The sequence below is a fragment of the Neorhizobium alkalisoli genome (assembly GCF_002968635.1).
Lineage (GTDB): Bacteria > Pseudomonadota > Alphaproteobacteria > Rhizobiales > Rhizobiaceae > Neorhizobium > Neorhizobium alkalisoli.
On sequence record NZ_PVBN01000001.1, the window covers coordinates 285,807 to 301,601 of the forward strand.

General features: G+C 58.7%; 14 protein-coding genes. 5 read left to right on the top strand and 9 right to left on the bottom strand.

The features are described 5' to 3' along the window. Window positions 1-12 precede the first annotated feature (12 nt). Window positions 13-531 carry a flagellar basal body-associated FliL family protein gene (locus C5L13_RS01385; RefSeq protein ID WP_105381470.1) on the top strand — a complete coding sequence of 173 codons (519 nt, stop codon included), beginning with the start codon at window positions 13-15 and terminating at the stop codon, window positions 529-531. Between the two features lie 116 nt (window positions 532-647). On the opposite strand, the gene C5L13_RS01390 is transcribed toward C5L13_RS01385, so the two are convergent. From C5L13_RS01390 to C5L13_RS01425, 8 genes are all read right to left on the bottom strand, one after another. Next, the gene (locus C5L13_RS01390; RefSeq protein ID WP_105381471.1) at window positions 648-1,427 is read right to left on the bottom strand and encodes a cephalosporin hydroxylase family protein; all 780 of its coding nucleotides are present in this window, start codon (window positions 1,425-1,427) and stop codon (window positions 648-650) included. Window positions 1,428-1,467: 40 nt separating this feature from the next. Next, window positions 1,468-2,271 (bottom strand): NAD-dependent epimerase/dehydratase family protein, encoded by an 804-nt coding sequence (locus tag C5L13_RS01395; RefSeq protein ID WP_105381472.1) that lies wholly within the window; start codon window positions 2,269-2,271, stop codon window positions 1,468-1,470. Next, complete coding sequence (locus C5L13_RS01400; protein ID WP_105381473.1) at window positions 2,268-2,756, bottom strand: acyltransferase; 489 nt, start codon at window positions 2,754-2,756, stop codon at window positions 2,268-2,270. Before C5L13_RS01400 ends, C5L13_RS01395 begins: the two co-directional genes overlap by 4 nt. Before the next feature lie 62 nt (window positions 2,757-2,818). Continuing rightward, window positions 2,819-4,042, bottom strand: a complete 1,224-nt coding sequence (locus C5L13_RS01405) for a class I SAM-dependent methyltransferase (protein WP_105381474.1) — start codon at window positions 4,040-4,042, stop codon at window positions 2,819-2,821. Further along, window positions 4,039-4,599: a dTDP-4-dehydrorhamnose 3,5-epimerase gene (rfbC, locus tag C5L13_RS01410; protein ID WP_105381475.1), complete on the bottom strand. Its 561-nt coding sequence runs from the start codon at window positions 4,597-4,599 to the stop codon at window positions 4,039-4,041. The genes C5L13_RS01405 and rfbC overlap by 4 nt, the downstream gene beginning before the upstream one ends. Next, window positions 4,596-5,678 (bottom strand): CDP-glucose 4,6-dehydratase, encoded by a 1,083-nt coding sequence (gene rfbG / locus C5L13_RS01415; protein WP_105381476.1) that lies wholly within the window; start codon window positions 5,676-5,678, stop codon window positions 4,596-4,598. The genes rfbC and rfbG overlap by 4 nt, the downstream gene beginning before the upstream one ends. After that, on the bottom strand, window positions 5,660-6,433 hold the full coding sequence (rfbF, locus tag C5L13_RS01420) for a glucose-1-phosphate cytidylyltransferase (RefSeq protein ID WP_105381477.1): 774 nt from the start codon (window positions 6,431-6,433) through the stop codon (window positions 5,660-5,662). The genes rfbG and rfbF overlap by 19 nt, the downstream gene beginning before the upstream one ends. A gap of 86 nt (window positions 6,434-6,519) precedes the next feature. After that, window positions 6,520-7,761, bottom strand: a complete 1,242-nt coding sequence (locus C5L13_RS01425) for a glycosyltransferase family 2 protein (RefSeq protein ID WP_105381478.1) — start codon at window positions 7,759-7,761, stop codon at window positions 6,520-6,522. 365 nt (window positions 7,762-8,126) lie between these two features. Here C5L13_RS01425 and fliP point away from each other — a divergent pair, with 365 nt between their 5' ends. Next, entirely contained in the window at window positions 8,127-8,864 is a 738-nt protein-coding gene (gene fliP, locus C5L13_RS01430) for a flagellar type III secretion system pore protein FliP (protein WP_105381479.1), read from the top strand. Window positions 8,865-8,901: 37 nt separating this feature from the next. On the opposite strand, the gene C5L13_RS01435 is transcribed toward fliP, so the two are convergent. After that, complete coding sequence (locus tag C5L13_RS01435; protein WP_158693367.1) at window positions 8,902-10,839, bottom strand: O-linked N-acetylglucosamine transferase, SPINDLY family protein; 1,938 nt, start codon at window positions 10,837-10,839, stop codon at window positions 8,902-8,904. Between the two features lie 330 nt (window positions 10,840-11,169). Here C5L13_RS01435 and C5L13_RS29460 point away from each other — a divergent pair, with 330 nt between their 5' ends. The 3 genes from C5L13_RS29460 (at window position 11,170) to C5L13_RS01455 (ending at window position 15,494) form a co-directional block, all read left to right on the top strand. Continuing rightward, a complete protein-coding gene (locus C5L13_RS29460) occupies window positions 11,170-12,441 on the top strand; it encodes a flagellin N-terminal helical domain-containing protein (RefSeq protein ID WP_105381481.1) in 1,272 nt (423 codons plus the stop codon). A gap of 255 nt (window positions 12,442-12,696) precedes the next feature. Beyond that, on the top strand, window positions 12,697-13,968 hold the full coding sequence (locus C5L13_RS01450; RefSeq protein ID WP_105381482.1) for a flagellin N-terminal helical domain-containing protein: 1,272 nt from the start codon (window positions 12,697-12,699) through the stop codon (window positions 13,966-13,968). Between the two features lie 257 nt (window positions 13,969-14,225). Then, window positions 14,226-15,494, top strand: coding sequence for a flagellin N-terminal helical domain-containing protein (locus tag C5L13_RS01455; protein WP_105381483.1), 1,269 nt, complete (start codon window positions 14,226-14,228; stop codon window positions 15,492-15,494). Window positions 15,495-15,795 lie beyond the last annotated feature (301 nt).

A 15,795-nucleotide genomic window follows, 5' to 3' on the forward strand; every position in this document is an offset into this window, starting at 1 on the left:
GGTTTGAAGACCATGGCGGAAGAAGCACAGGCAGGCGAAGCCGGTGGCAAGAAGAAGGGTGGTTCTGTGATGCTGATCGCGGGCCTTGCCATCCTCACGCTCGTAGGTGCCGGCGGTGGCTGGTTCGTCGGCGGAATGATAGCCCCCAAGGATCCGGCAGCCGACGCGAAGCATGAAGAAGCGGCCGCTGGCGGCGAACACGGCGAAGGCAAGAAGGAGGAGGGGCTTCCTCATATCTCTACCGAAGCCGCGGGTGTCGTTCTCCTCGAGCCGATCACCACCAATCTCGCCTATCCGTCCGAGAACTGGATCCGCCTTGAGGTGGCATTGGCCTTCAAGGGCGCGCCGGAACTGCCGCTTGCCGAAGATATCCATCAGGATATCCTCGCCTATATGCGCACGGTCTCGCTGCAGCAGATCGAAGGGCCACGCGGCTTCCAGTATCTGAAGGACGACCTCCAGGAGCGCGTCGATCTTCGCTCGCAAGGCAAGGTCGGCAAGATCATGCTCCGATCCTTCGTGGTAGAATAAGACTAGTCCACCATAAACGGCAAAACCGGCCTGACATCGTCAGGCCGGTTTTGCTTTGTGAAGGAATACGCATTCGGGACGTTTCTTCCGGGGGCCCGGAAGAAACGTAGGGCGGATTATCGCACCCGCTTCAGGAAGCCATCCGGAGCGACTGTGACGAGCAGTTTGTTTTCGACGGATTTGTCGATCTCGAATTCGGGATGGCTCTTCAGATATTCGAACACGGCCGTCTTGGGATTGTCGCCGGGGTTCCAGGGGCGATCCTTGAAGAAATCGCGCGGCAGGTCTTCGACGAACGTGTCGAACACTGCGCAATAGCAGCCGGGCGTTACGAGCGGGGCATAAGCTTCGAGTTCGGCAAGGACGTGCTCATGGGTATGCATGGAATCAAGGCAGACCATGACGCGTTTGTAGGGAGCCGCCGCTTCGCGCACCGCATCGACGATCTCCTTGGCGACGGACGATCCTTCAAACATCTGAATGCGGCTTGCCATCGGGTGTGTCTCGATCGCTTCGCGGTTATGGGCGCGGATGTCGATATCGATGCCGATGACCTTTCGGTTTGATTTCTTGGGATCGATCGTCGTGCCGGCTTCGATGGCGTCGCACATATCGAGCAGGGCAAGCATCGATGCGCTGAGGATCAGCGAGCCGCCGTGGGCAATGCCGGTTTCGATCACGAGGTCCGGGCGGGTCGCCCAGATAAGCTCCTGGATCGCCTGCATATCCTGCGGATACTGAATGATCGGGCGCCCGAGCCAATCGAAGTTATAGACATAGCGCTTGGCCATGGACATTTCGCGCCAGGCGGAGCTCAGCCCCAGAAACTCCTGGTCATTGGCATAACCTTGCGCCGTCGCCTCGCGCTCCTGCTGAAATTGTTCGATCGGGTTCATGTGTAATCTACCTTCCGTATCGTGCGCCTTGTGGCAACTATTACGCTGCTTCGCGGTTGAGGACCAATGGCAAGAAACCGAGGACGGAGGAGGGCGTGAAACCGAACTCGTCTCTGATCCTGGCCGTGGAGATCGTGGGGAAACTGGTGGTCGGGGCACTCTCGTCGACGGCGAAAGAACAGCCCGTTGCAGCGGTGATGGCGGATACCCACGCCTGATGGCTGAGATCGACGCCGCTCGCGACATTATATATTGTTTGCCTGCCGCCGACCGCGATCTCTGCAAGCAGGCGGGATACGTCGTCGATCCAGATATAGTCCTTTGCCGAATTGAGCGCGGTGCGGAGCTGGATATGCCCTTGCTGCGCTTCACGGCAAAGTTCTCCGACGAACGTGTCCGATCCTGCCTCGTTCGGGCCCACGACGTTGGAAAGCCGCGCAATGTGAACCCCCGGCCGCGTGGACGACAGGCAGATCGCTTCTCCGGTCATCTTGGAAAGATTGTAGAGATCGGACGGGTTGGAAGGACGCGCGGAAAGCAGGCCGTCTTCCAGCGTATCGCTGCTGTTTGCGTAGATCCGCGTGGAGGAGAGGTAAAGGAACGACTGGAAGTCTGCATCGCGCAACAGATTCGCCGCGAGTGAAACATGGGCTTCGATGGTATCGAAGGGACGGGTGCGGAAATCCGCAGTCAGCCCGATGGCATAGATGCAGTGCCCCAGATCCCCATGCACCTCGTTAAAGTTGTCCCGCGAAACGGGCATCACCTCGTGACCGGCCGCGCGCAGATATCGGACCACGTGCCGCCCGACAAATCCCGGTGCGCCGAAAACGGTGAATCTCATTCGCGATGCCCCAGAACCTTGAGCGGATTGCCGCCGACGATCGCGTAGGATGCCACTTCGCCCCGAACGATCGAGCCTGCCGCGATCACGCAGCCCTTGCGCAGGTGTGCACCATCCAGAATCACCACATTGGCGCCGATCCAGACATCATCCTCGACGCGGATGCCGCCCCGGGTTGGCTGAAAGCCTTGTTCGCGAATCAGGCGATCCTTGTCCTTGAAGGCATGGTTCACGGGCGCGAAGGTGCAGTTGGCCGCAACGAGCACGTGATCGCCGAATTCGATGCCATTGCCGGTATAGAAGACGCAGCCGCTATTGATGTAGCAGAACCGGCCGAACGTGAGGTCGCCGCTGCCGCCGGCGGGCTTGATCTTGACAAAGCTGTCGATCACGCTGTTCTCGCCGACCACGATCTTCGTGCCGCGCGTCGAATCCTCGATATCCGCAAGTGAGCTGACTCGTGCTGACGGGTGGATTTCGATCACGGTCTCAACCTTCGTGAGCGTTTCCGGTGCCTAGCCTATAGGTGAGGTACCGGAAAGTGGCGTTATTGAATTTTCAGATCCGGCACGGCGGTGACGAACTTGGTGCCTTGCTCGGCAAGAGCCGCCAGCTGCTGACGAACCTCTGTCGCGATATTCCAGGGCAGGATCATGACATAGTCGGGCCGCCTCTCCGAGATTACGTCCGGATGGAGGATCGGAATATGGCTGCCCGGCATGAACTTGTTCTGCTTGGCCGCCGCCGCGTCGCAGACGAAGGGCAGCAGGTCCGGCTTCACGCCGGCGAAATTGAGAAGCGTGTTTCCCTTGGCGGCAGCGCCATAGGCCGCCACCGTCTTGCCGGCGCGCTTTGCTTCGATGAGGAAGGCGAGCGCGTCGTTCTTGACCTTCTCGGCCTTCACCTGGAAGTCTGCATAGACTGCGGAACTGCGCAGGCCGCGCGTTTCTTCCTCGGCAAGCAGTGTCATGACGGCGTCGGTCGTCTGACGCGGATCTTCCGCATGGCAACCATAGACGCGCAGGCTCCCCCCATGGGTCGGCAATTCCTCGACATCGAATACCCGCAGCCCGGTGCTTTCGAAGATCTTTCCGACGGTGAACAGGGAAAGGTAGGAGAAATGTTCGTGATAGACGGTGTCGAACTGGTTCTGCTCGATCAGCCGCATGACATGCGGAAATTCGAGGGTGACCGTGCCGCCCGTCTTAAGTGCCGCCTTCATCCCCTTCGTGAAATCGTTGATATCGGGAACATGGGCGTAGACGTTGTTTCCAAGGATGAGGTTGGCACTTTTGCCCTCATCGGCGAGCCGCTTGCCGAGTGCTTCCCCAAAGAACTCCCGAAGCACCGGTATCCCGAGCTTTTCGGCAGCATCGGCCGTGCTGTCGGTGGGCTCCACGCCGAGGCAGGGAATGCCCGCGGCCACGAAGTTCTTGAGCAGGTATCCGTCGTTCGAAGCGACCTCGATGACCATGCTGTCCTTGCCGAGGCCAAGGCGCCCAGAAATCATCTCGACATAACGGGCCGCATGGGCGAGCCAGCTCGTGGATGCGCTGGAGAAATAGGCGTATTCGGGGCTGAAGAGCGATTCGGCGGAGGCGTAATCTTCCGTCTGCACCAGCCAGCATTCTTCGCAGACCTTCAGCCGCAGCGGGAAATAGACTTCCGGCCTGGAAAGGTCTTCGGCTGCCAGATAGGCGTTGGACGGCGGCGCGAAGCCGAGATCGAGGAAGTCGCAGCGAAGCGCGCTACCGCAGTGGCGGCATTTCATGAGATCAGTCCTGTAAATTGCTCTGTCAGATATGGATGGTTTCGGTCCCGCTCCGACATTTCAGTAACGGCAAGCGGCCAATCTATGCGGAGTGTTGGATCCTGCGAATTCAGCGCACCCTCCGAACCAGGAACATAGGGCATCGAATGAAGATAAAGAAGCTCGCAGTCATCGGTGAGAGCCTGGAAGCCGTGCGCGAAACCCTCGGGGATCAGAAAAGATCGGCGGTTATCGGCCGAAAGTTCCTCGGCGTTCCATTGCAGGAAGGTGGGTGACCCAGCCCGCAGGTCGACGGCCACGTCAAACACTGCGCCGCGGATGCAGTTGACCAGTTTCATTTCCGAATGCGGCGGTTGCTGGAAATGCATGCCGCGCAAGGTGCCTCTGCGCGCGGTCATGGTGAGATTGATCTGGGCAATCGGCTTGATCCAGCCGGCGGGCGCCAGCTCCTCTGCACAGAACATGCGCGATAGGAAGCCCCGCGAATCACCGAGGTTCTGACGCTCGACGAGCTTCAGGCCGGCGAGCGGCAGATCGGTGATGGTGAAGCGGCTCAAATGCGTGCCTCATAGTCGGCAATTTCGGTTTCGCAGAGCGCGCGGGCATCGGCGCCATCCCGATGCGCGCGATACCATTTCATGGTCCGATCGACAGCTTCCGTCAGCGGCCAGCGCGGCTCGATATCCAAGATATGCCGAGCCTTGGCGGTTTCCAGTGCAAGCCAACCCGCTTCGTGCGGACCTTCCGTACCGTCGCCATATTGCACATCGCCGCGACCGTAGGATGCGCGGGCGATTTCAATGACCTGGCGGACCGGCGCCGCTTCGTGGCTGACCGGGCCAAAATTGAACGCGTCGGCGAGCGATGGATCGCTCCAGAGCCGTTCGGCAAGGACCAGATAGGCGCTTAGGGGTTCCAGCACATGCTGCCAGGGACGTTTCGCCTCCGGCCGTCTTACGTGAAGGACGTTGCCCGACTGCCATGCGCGGACGGCATCCGGCAGCAGCCGGTCCGCTGACCAGTCGCCGCCGCCGATTACATTGCCCGCACGCGCACTGGCGACCGCTACGCCTTTCTCGCTCAAGAAGGAATCGCGGTAACTGGAAATTACGATCTCGCACGCGGCCTTGCTGGCGCTATAGGGATCATGGCCGCCCAGATGATCTGTTTCCCGGTAGGGGAAGGCATGTTCGAGATTGCGGTAGACCTTGTCGGTAGTGATCGCCACGACGACCCTTGCCGGTTCCACGGACCGAACCGCATCGAGCAGGTTTGCTGTCCCCAGCACATTGGTCGCGAAAGTGCCGAGTGGATCCTGGTAGCTCGGACGAACCAGTGCCTGGGCACCGAGATGCAGTATGATTTCCGGCGAAGCCGCCCGAACGAGTTCGGCGAGCTTTGCTGCGTCCCGGATATCCTGGAAATGACTTGCCGCAAGATCGGCGCGGGCAAGCGTGAACAGGTTCGGCTGCGTTTCCGGAGGCAACGAAATGCCGGTCACGTTCGCGCCGAGGCGGTTCAGCCAGAGGGAAAGCCAGGCGCCCTTGAAGCCCGTATGTCCCGTCAGAAGGACCCGTTTGCCTGCCCAGAAGCCGGGGCTTGGGAGCGCACCACCAGTCAAGACCAGATCTTCCACGGTGCATCCCCGGATGCCCAGAGATCTTCGAGCAGGTTCTTTTCGCGCAACGTATCCATCGGCTGCCAGAAGCCTTCATGCTCATAGGCCATCATCTCGCCCATCGCAGCCAGGGTGGACATGGGCGCTGATTCCCAGGGCACATTGTCGCCCTCGATGAGTTCGATGCATTTCGGCGAAAGCACGAAGAAGCCGCCATTGATCAGGCCGCCGTCGCCGCGCGGCTTTTCCACAAAGCCCGTGACCTGGTTGCCGGAACGTTCCAGAGCGCCATAACGGCCCGGCGGATGAACCGCGGTGACCGTTGCCATCTTCCCGTGGGTGCGATGGAATTTGACGACCTCCGTGATATTTACGTCGCTCAAGCCGTCCCCGTAGGTGAAGCAGAAGCTCTCCTCGTTGCGGAGATAGTCCTCGACGCGTTTCAGGCGGCCGCCGGTCATGGTCGCTTCGCCGGTGTCGATCAGCGTCACCTTCCATGGATCCGCACTGCGGCGATGGACCTGCATTTCATTGTAGGCCATGTCGAAGGTCACGTCCGACATGTGCAGGAAGTAGTTCGCGAAATACTCCTTGATGACGTATCCCTTGTACCCGCAGCAGATGATGAACTCGTTCACGCCATGGGCGGAATAGAGCTTCATGATGTGCCAGAGGATCGGGCGGCCACCGATTTCGATCATCGGCTTGGGCCGGAGATGTGTCTCTTCCGAAATGCGGGTTCCCAACCCGCCGGCCAAAATAACAGCTTTCACTCTTTCTCTCCCTGCCGCAGGGGCGGGACCTCTCTTATCGGAAGCCCCGCATCAATTCTACGCCACCCTTCGCGGCAACCGCAATTTTAGATCAGGATGGTCTGGACAAGATCGTCCTGGGAAAAGACCAGGTTGGGTTCATAGCCGAGTTGGAGGAAACGTTCACGCTGTTCGGGAGAGAAGACCAGAACGGCAGCCTTGCTCACGAAATCGGACGTGTGCTCCTCGGGTTCGTCGACGATCTGTATTCGCGCCGGGAAATTCACCTTGCCGATTCGCTCCTTGATGATCACCGTATCAAGGAAGCCGTGCAGCACGAGGTATTCGAGGCCGCCGGCCGCGTTCACCTGCCAGGAAAGGGTCTGCAGCGCCGCAGCCAGCGTCAGTCCGTCGCGCACCGCCGTGACTTCGGGGTGATGGTCCATGCCGCCGAAGAACAGCCTCGTGTAGATTTCGTACGCCTTGACGAATTCCCTCGATGCGACGAGCAGCCGCAGTGCGACCGTCATGCGGATGAGGGTGAACATCCGGCACATATATTCCTGGGTATATTTGTCGTTTTCGTCACGGGAGATCTGCCCCCGTTTGATGCCGAAATAGAGGAAATATTCGAGACCGCCGCGATACTGGTCCCAGCCGGACATAGCGATTTCGTGACCGCCCTGCGGCCGGTCGCGGCCGATTTCGGAGCGAATCACCTGCCGATAAAACGGTTCCTTCAGGAAGGCGATATCGCCCTGATCCAGGAAATGCGCAAGAAGCGGGAAGGCATAGAAGCAGATGTCGCGCGGTACCCAGGCGGTTCTGACCGCGCGGGTGCGGAAGACGGCGATTTCCGGGAAGATGTGCTTGTTGTAGATGAAGTTGAACACCTCGCCGAAAGTGCGGCGCTTGAAGACGGTGTTCTCCTCGATCTTGTAGAAGAGATCCATGTCCTTCTCGAGGATGCCGTCATACGTGTACCACGGGGCGTGGCAGACATTCACGCTGGGATTTTCGTCCATGAACGTCAGCGCGTTCATGAGGCCCTCGTAGATCAGGCGGTCGTCGTCGGCGACATAGACGGAGTACTCGCCGTGGGCACGTCTGTAAGTTCCGTTCACGTTGACGAACGGGCCGTTGTTTTCCGCCCGCAGATAGTAGCGGATGGGCAGGTCGGCCGAGAGTTCCTGAACCACTTCGGCAGTGTTGTCGGTCGAAGCATTGTCCGAAATGACGATCTCGTAGGGAAAGTCGAACTGAAATTCCTTGATGCGCCCCAGGCATGCGCGCAGATGCGGGGCGCGATTGTATGTGGGAATGCAGATGCTGAGCTTGATGGAATTCACTTAGATTTCCTCGGTCGGGGTTTTCAAGCCGCTTGGTCTCGTGCTGAACCGAAGCGGTTTGGCGATGTTGACATGATGCGGGCCTGCGGCTCGTTCTCGCTGCGTTGAGATTTGCCGGTGGCAGTATTTTCCGCAGACTGATTCGTGTTCAGGCTCCCGCCATCATGAGATTTCTGACAGGACGCTAACGTTCGAGACTTGTGCAAAACTGAAGCCTCGCGGGGTCACAAAATAGAGGGGCGCGGCGGCAATCAGCCGAATAGCGCCATCTTCCTGTTCACGATCGCACGGATCGGCCGGTAATCTGTTGACCGCAGTTGGCGACGGTGACTATCGAAGGGAGTGTAAAGGACCTTCGTGATCGCATGATTCGGCTGATCTATCTGCTCGTCGCGCTGATCGCGGCACCCGGGCTTGCGCTCGCCCAGCAATCACCCGCGGATCTTCTCAATCTGCCGGTGGATGGTTCCGCTGCCGCGTGGATCATCCGCACCTTCGGGCTTTTGACGGTTCTGTCCGTCGCGCCCGGCATCCTGATCATGGTCACGAGCTTCCCGCGCTTCGTGATCGCGTTTTCGATTCTTCGGTCAGGTATGGGGCTCGCCACGGCGCCCTCCAACATGGTGCTGATCTCGATGGCGCTGTTCATGACGTTCTATGTTATGTCGCCGACCTTCGATCGGGCCTGGAACGAAGGGGTTCAGCCGCTTCTCCAGAACCAGGTAACGGAAGCGGAGGCGGTGCAGCGCATCGCCGAGCCGTTCCGGGTTTTCATGTCCGCCAATACGAGAGACAAGGACCTGGAGCTTTTTGTCGAGATTGCCCGCGAGCGTGGCCAGTCGGTCGGCACGCCGGAGGCGATAGACTATCGCGTCCTGATCCCGGCCTTCATGCTGTCGGAAATCCGGCGCGGTTTCGAAATCGGCTTTTTGATCATCCTGCCGTTTCTGGTGATCGACATGATCGTCGCGGCCATCACCATGGCGATGGGCATGATGATGCTGCCGCCGACATCGATCTCGCTGCCCTTCAAGATTCTCTTCTTCGTCCTGATTGACGGCTGGAACCTGCTTGTCGGAAGCCTTATCCGCTCTTTCGGGTGACAGAAAAATGGCGGGGAGCAATCCCCGCCATTTTGCCTTACTCGGTGCGCGTGCTGAATGGCGTTTCGCGCGGGGGCAACGCCGGAACCGCAAAATGATCCGGCTTCAGCTTGGCCTTCGCCCGGTCGACCATCATTTCATAGCCCGTTTCCAGGTGGCGGCAGAAGCGCTCCGCATCGAAGAGCGGCTTGATGAAACGGTTCGTCTCGAGCCGCGCGCGAATTTCGCCAAGCTCTTCGCGGTTCTTGAAATAGTGCACGGCACGGTTCACGTAGTCGTCCGTCGTGTCGCAGATCATTTCCGGAAGGCCTACGGCGTTAAGCAGGCTTTCGCTGACGCGCGAGGCAAAGTTTACGCCCTTGAAGGTCAGCATGGGCAACCCGCACCAGAGTTTTTCCGAGGTGGTGGTGTGGCCGTTGTAGGGGTAGGTGTCCAATCCGAGATCGGTGAGCGCGATGCGGTCGAGATATGCGGAATAGTCCAGTACACGGTCACCGAAAAGGATGCGCTCGCTGGCGATGCCGGCGTCGGTGAAGCCCTTGAGCAGGTTCTTGCGTGATCCGAAAGTCTCCTTGCAGATCAGGAAGAGGTAGCTGCCTGGCGTCTGCTTGAGGATGCGGATCCAGAGATCCAGCGTCGTCCGGCTGATCTTCCAGTGCGTATGGAAGCACGAGAAGATAAAGGCATTCTGCGGCATCCGGCACATGCTGCGGTCGATCTTTCGGGGCAACGACCGGTGGATCGCGTCGTTCGGGAAGAACGACTCGGGCATCCAGCAGATTTTCTCGTAGTAGTTGGGGAAAGATGTTTCCGGCACGACGGTGCGGTCTGCAATCAGGTAGTCGATGTCGACGTTGACGACTGTGCCGGGATATCCAAGCCAAGTGACATGAACAGGTGCTGTCAGCTGGTTCATGATCGGGACGCGGGTTTCGGCGGTGTGGCCCTGGAGATCGACCAGGACGTCTATGTTGGCCGCCTTGACGGCCTCTACCGCTTCGTCATCCGTCATGTTGCGAATGGAAACGATACGACCCCAGTTTTCGCGCACGGCGGCATTGCTGTCTTTAAGTGTCTTCTCGCTGGCGTTGCAGAAGAGCGTGATGTCGAACTTGCTGCGGTCATGTGCTTCGAGCACGCCGCGGAAAGCCTTCATCACCGCATGATCGGTCCACAGGTCGGCCGAAAGGTAGCCGACGCGGATCTTGTCACCCCAGCTATGGGGCATCGCATGCCGCCTTGCTGTAACACCCCCCGGCTTCCTGACGCGCGCGGCTCCGGCGATCGCGTTGACCTTTTCGTTGGTGCACCAACGGATGTTGTAGAGCGAGATTTCGTCGAAGAACGGGTCGATCTGGCCGGCCTCGATCTCCTCCTCGAGGATCGGATCGTATTTGTCGATGACCTCGTAGTTGTTCACGTCGCGCATCACCGTCAGGTAGTAATTGCGCAGGATCTTGTCGTCCGGCTCTCTTTCGAATGTATCGACGATGAGCTTGTGCTCGGCTTCCGTTCTGGTCGCAAGGCGGATGGAGCGGATAGAGAACCGGCGATGCTCGGCATTGTCGCTTTCGGCAAGCGTTTTCTGGAACGCCTCGATGCCTTCCATCTCCTGGCGCATCAGCGCGCCGGACATCAACATCGCCATGTCGGGGTCAGCGAGGGCTTCGTTGAGGATCTTGGCGCCGATTCGCAAAAGGCTGATGTCGTCGTTGTTGGCGAAATGAAGCCGCATCGCTTCGCGAAGATATTTCAGCCGATGACGGGATTCCTGTTCGCCTGCGAGCTGGAATGCCTGTGCGGCCTCCGTCTTCATGCGCAGCTTGACTAGCGTTGCGCCCAGCAATGCGTAGTTTCTCGGATCCTTGTCCACGTCCAGCAATCGGTTCAGGATGCCCAGCACGTGATAATATTCGGCCTTGTCGAAGCTCTTTTGGGCGGCCACATATTCCCGTTGTGTCTTCAGGCTTTTCAAGTCTTCGCACTCCAAATAACAGCCGCGCAGCCGCAAGGGCGGATCGGCCTCCTTGTTCATGATGACTTGCGAAGCTTGCTTGAGGCCGTCCTGCCGGAGGGTGAGGAGCGTGATAACCGCCCGTTAACCATGGGAACAGAGGGATTGGTGCCGGGTTCCAAATTAAAGAACTTGGCAAGGATTGGCTGCCAGATTTCTCCTCACACGACGGGTTTGGTATCTCTTCGCTGAAGGAACCGAGTTGGCATGATGCCGGACCGAAGTGACCGGTATATTTTTTAGCCCGGTATGTCCCCCCACAGTATTTCGTTCAAAGGGACAACTAGAATCATGGCAAGCATTCTTACTAACGTTAACGCAATGGCCGCTCTCCAGACGCTGCGGTCCATCAGCTCCGACATGGAATCCACGCAGAGCCGCATTTCTACTGGCCAGCGCGTCGGTTCTGCTTCCGACAACGCCGCCTACTGGTCGATCGCAACCACCATGCGTTCGGACAATGCCGCTCTTTCGTCCGTTCAGGACGCACTCGGCCTCGGCGCTGCTAAGGTCGACACCGCATATTCCGGTATGGAAGCTGCGATCGAAGTTGTTCAGGAAATCAAGAACAAGCTCGTAACCGCCGGCGAATCCAGCGCCGACAAGACGAAGATCCAGGAAGAAATCACCCAGCTGCAGCAGCAGCTGAAGAGCATCACCTCTTCGGCTTCCTTCTCCGGTGAAAACTGGCTGCAGGCCGACATCAGCGGCAAGACCAACGCTGTTACCGGCGTCGTTTACGCTTCTGACGACATCGCGAAGCAGATCGTCGGTTCCTTCACCCGCGACGTCGAAGGCAACGTTTCGGTCAAGACCGTCAACGTCACGCTCAATGAAACGAACGTTCTGTTCGACCTTTCGGGTGGTGACGCCGGCATTCTCGACGCAAACTTCCTGAAGGGCATGCGTACGGTTACCGACTCGCTCGGTGCTGACCGTTACGCCAAGGTCAACACCGCGGCCATGAACGACACCTCTGCTGTCTGGAAGGACATCGGCGGCGACGTATGGCAGAAGGGCAATACGCTCGGTGCCTTCACGGACGGTTCGAACGGTACCTACCTGATGAAGGTCGGCGGCGGCTTCGTCGATGCGGTCTTCAGCGCAACGGCCAACGAATATCAGGTCAACACCAACGCCCTGATCGCCACCAACGCTTCGATCACCCTGACCTCGGGTCTGTCGGTTTCCGAACTCGACATCACCAAGCTTGACGACTACCGCAAGTCCGGCGACGTCAAGAACCTCGGCATGGGCGACGGCACGAACGTCTCCGACGACGACCTGATCGCCGCTCTGACCTCGTTCGTCGACAACCAGCTCGAGAAGATGACGAGCGCGGCTGCAAAGCTCGGTGCAGTCTCCAAGCGCATCGAGATGCAGGGAGACTTCGTCTCCAAGCTCTCCGACTCGCTCGACAGCGGTGTAGGCCGCCTCGTCGATGCCGACATGAACGAAGAGTCCACCAAGCTCAAGGCCCTGCAGACCCAGCAGCAGCTGGCGATCCAGTCGCTCTCGATTGCCAACTCGGACTCGCAGAACATCCTGTCGCTCTTCCGTTAATCGAAACAGGAAAAATGGCGCGGAGGCTGACCGCGCCATGGACCCGAAAAAGGGCCGCGTCCGAATTCGGACGCGGCTTTTTTATTTTTCCAAATCGGCTTCAATCTTCATTAACTATATTGAGGTTACCTAGAGCCATCGAAACGGTGAGTTAACCAAACAAATTAACTGGTTAGCAAGCATGATGCTGCCCGCCGTTCCCGGTGTTTCCGGAATGTCCCTTTTCGTAATCAGCCACTCAAGGGGCACTCATAAATGACTAGCATTCTCACCAACATTGCAGCCATGTCTGCACTCCAGACCCTGCGCTCGCTCAGCTCCGACATGGAGAAGACGCAGGCTCACGTTTCGTCCGGTCTGCGCGTCGGTTCTGCTTCCGACAACGCCGCTTACTGGTCGATCGCAACCACCATGCGTTCGGACAATGGCGCTCTCTCTGCCGTTCAGGACGCTCTCGGCCTCGGCGCCGCTAAGGTCGACACCGCATATGCCGCTATGGAATCGGCTATCGACGTCGTCCAGGAAATCAAGAACAAGCTCGTTGCTGCTTCCGAGCCGGGCGTTGACAAGTCCAAGGTCCAGGAAGAAATCACTCAGCTGCAGCAGCAGCTGAAGAGCATCACCTCTTCGGCTTCCTTCTCCGGTGAAAACTGGCTGCAGGCCGACATCAGCGGCAAGACCAACGCCGTTACCGGCATTGTCTACGCTTCTGACGACATCAACAAGCAGATCGTCGGTTCCTTTACCCGTGACGCTGAAGGCAACGTTTCGGTCAAGACGGTCAACGTTGTCCTCAACGAAACGAACATCCTGTTCGACCTTTCGGGTGGTGACGCCGGCATCCTCGACGCAAACGCTCTGAAGGGCATGCGTCAGGTTCAGGACTCCCTCGGTGCCGATCGTTACGCCAAGGTCAACACCGCGGCAATGAACGACACCACCGCTGTCTGGAGAGACATCGGCGGCGACGTATGGCAGAAGGGCAACACGCTCGGCGTCTACAGCGACGGTTCGAACGGCACCTACCTGATGAAGACCGGCGGCGGCTTCGTCGATGCGGTGTTCAGCGCAACGGCCAACGAATATCAGGTCAACACCAACGCCCTGATCGCCACCAACGCTTCGATCACCCTGACCTCGGGTCTGTCGGTTTCCGAACTCGACATCACCAAGCTTGACGACTATCGCAAGGCCGGTGACACCAAGAACCTCGGCATGGGCGACGGCACGAACGTCTCCGACGAGCAGCTCATGGACTACCTGATCTCCTTCACGGACGGTCAGCTCGAGAAGATGACGAGCGCTGCTGCAAAGCTCGGCTCCATCTCCATGCGTATCGGCATGCAGGAAGACTTCGTCTCCAAGCTGTCCGACTCGATCGACAGCGGTGTTGGCCGCCTCGTCGACGCAGAAATGAACGAAGAGTCCACCAAGCTCAAGGCCCTGCAGACCCAGCAGCAGCTGGCGATCCAGTCGCTCTCGATTGCCAACTCGGACTCGCAGAACATCCTGTCGCTCTTCCGTTAATCCGGAAAGCCTCGGAAAGTTACCGCTTGAAAGGCCGCGCCCCCCGGGGGCGCGGTTTTTTTATGCGTCCGGTATTTTTTTATTAACTTCGGTAAAGACGGTTTAACCTTTGTTAACCATTTGTCCCTTAACTGGGCTCATCGAAACGAAGGGTTAACCAAGACGAAAAAGAGGTTAACAGGCATCAGGCCGAGCCTTCGTTCACCGGTGAAATCCGGAATGTCCCTTTCTTCTAGCCAAATCAAGGGGCACACAAGATGACCAGCATTCTTACGAACACCGCAGCTATGGCTGCTCTCCAGACCCTCCGCTCGCTTGGCGTCGACATGGAAGATACGCAGAAGCGCGTTTCCACCGGCCTGCGCGTTGGAACCGCTTCCGACAACGCCGCCTACTGGTCGATCGCGACCACCATGCGTTCCGACAACGGCGCTCTTTCCGCCGTCCAGGACGCCCTCGGTCTCGGTGCTGCCAAGGTCGACACCGCTTACGCTGCCATGGAAACCGTCGTCGACGTCGTCACCGAAATCAAGAGCAAGCTCGTTGCTGCTTCCGAAGCCGGTGTCGACAAGTCGAAGATCCAGTCCGAAATCTCTCAGCTGCAGGACCAGCTGCGCAGCATCGCTTCGTCCGCTTCCTTCTCCGGTGAAAACTGGCTGCAGGCGGATATCGGTGGCCGCACCAACGCCACAAATGGCGAAATCTATGCCAGCGATCCTGTGATGAAGCAGGTGATCGGCTCGTTCACCCGCGATGCAAACGGCAATGTCGCCGTGCAGCCCATCCCGATCAAGCTCGACGAAACCACGGTTCTCTTCGACCTTTCAGGCGGTGACGCCGGTCTGCTCGACGCCAACATGCTCAAGGGCTTCCGCGAAGTTCAGGACACGCTCGGCAATGATCGCTACGCCAAGATCAATACCAACGCCATGAGCGATACCACCGCCAAGTGGGTGGAAATCGGAGGCAATGTCTGGGCGAAGGCCGACACGGCCGGAAGCCTGCTGAGCGGCACCAACGCCGACTACCTGATCAAGATCGGCGGCGGCTTTGTCGATGCGGTCTACAACGGCACCGCCGGCGGCTACGACATCGACACCAATGCCCTCGTCGCAACCAATGCCACGATCGGTTATACCAAGGGTGTTTCGGTCTCCGAACTCGATATCACCATGCTCGACGACTATCGCAACAGCGCGGCAGCGACCTATCTCGGCATGGGCACTGACGTCGATGACGCCAACATCATGGATGCACTGATTTCCTTCGTCGACGCCCAGCTCGAAGCGCTCACCAGTTCGACTGCGAAGCTCGGCTCGATCTCGATGCGCATCGAGATGCAGGAAGACTTCGTCTCCAAGCTCACCGACTCCATCGATAGCGGCATCGGCCGTCTCGTCGATGCGGACATGAACGAGGAATCGACCAGGCTCAAGGCCCTGCAGACCCAGCAGCAGCTTGCGATCCAGTCGCTTTCGATCGCCAACACCAATTCCGAGAATATTCTGTCGCTCTTCCGTCAGTAAGCGGCGCTCTTGGCTAGGAGCGGTTCGTCCCGCTCTGACACGGCAGCAGCAATATTCAGGAAAGAAAACCGCGTCTCGAAAGAGGCGCGGTTTTTCGCTTTTCGCCGTGGGGCTTGCGCGAAACCTGCACGACTGTCGGGCGGGGGCCTCGATACCGCTTTAACAGCTTGCCAATCCACGACTGCCTTTGATAACTGTCGCGTTAACGATTTGTTAAGAACGACAGGCCGCCTCGCATCCCTGATGCTGACAGGCGGTAAGCATGATGCCTCTCGTCGTTTCCGGTGAAGTACTCCGGATC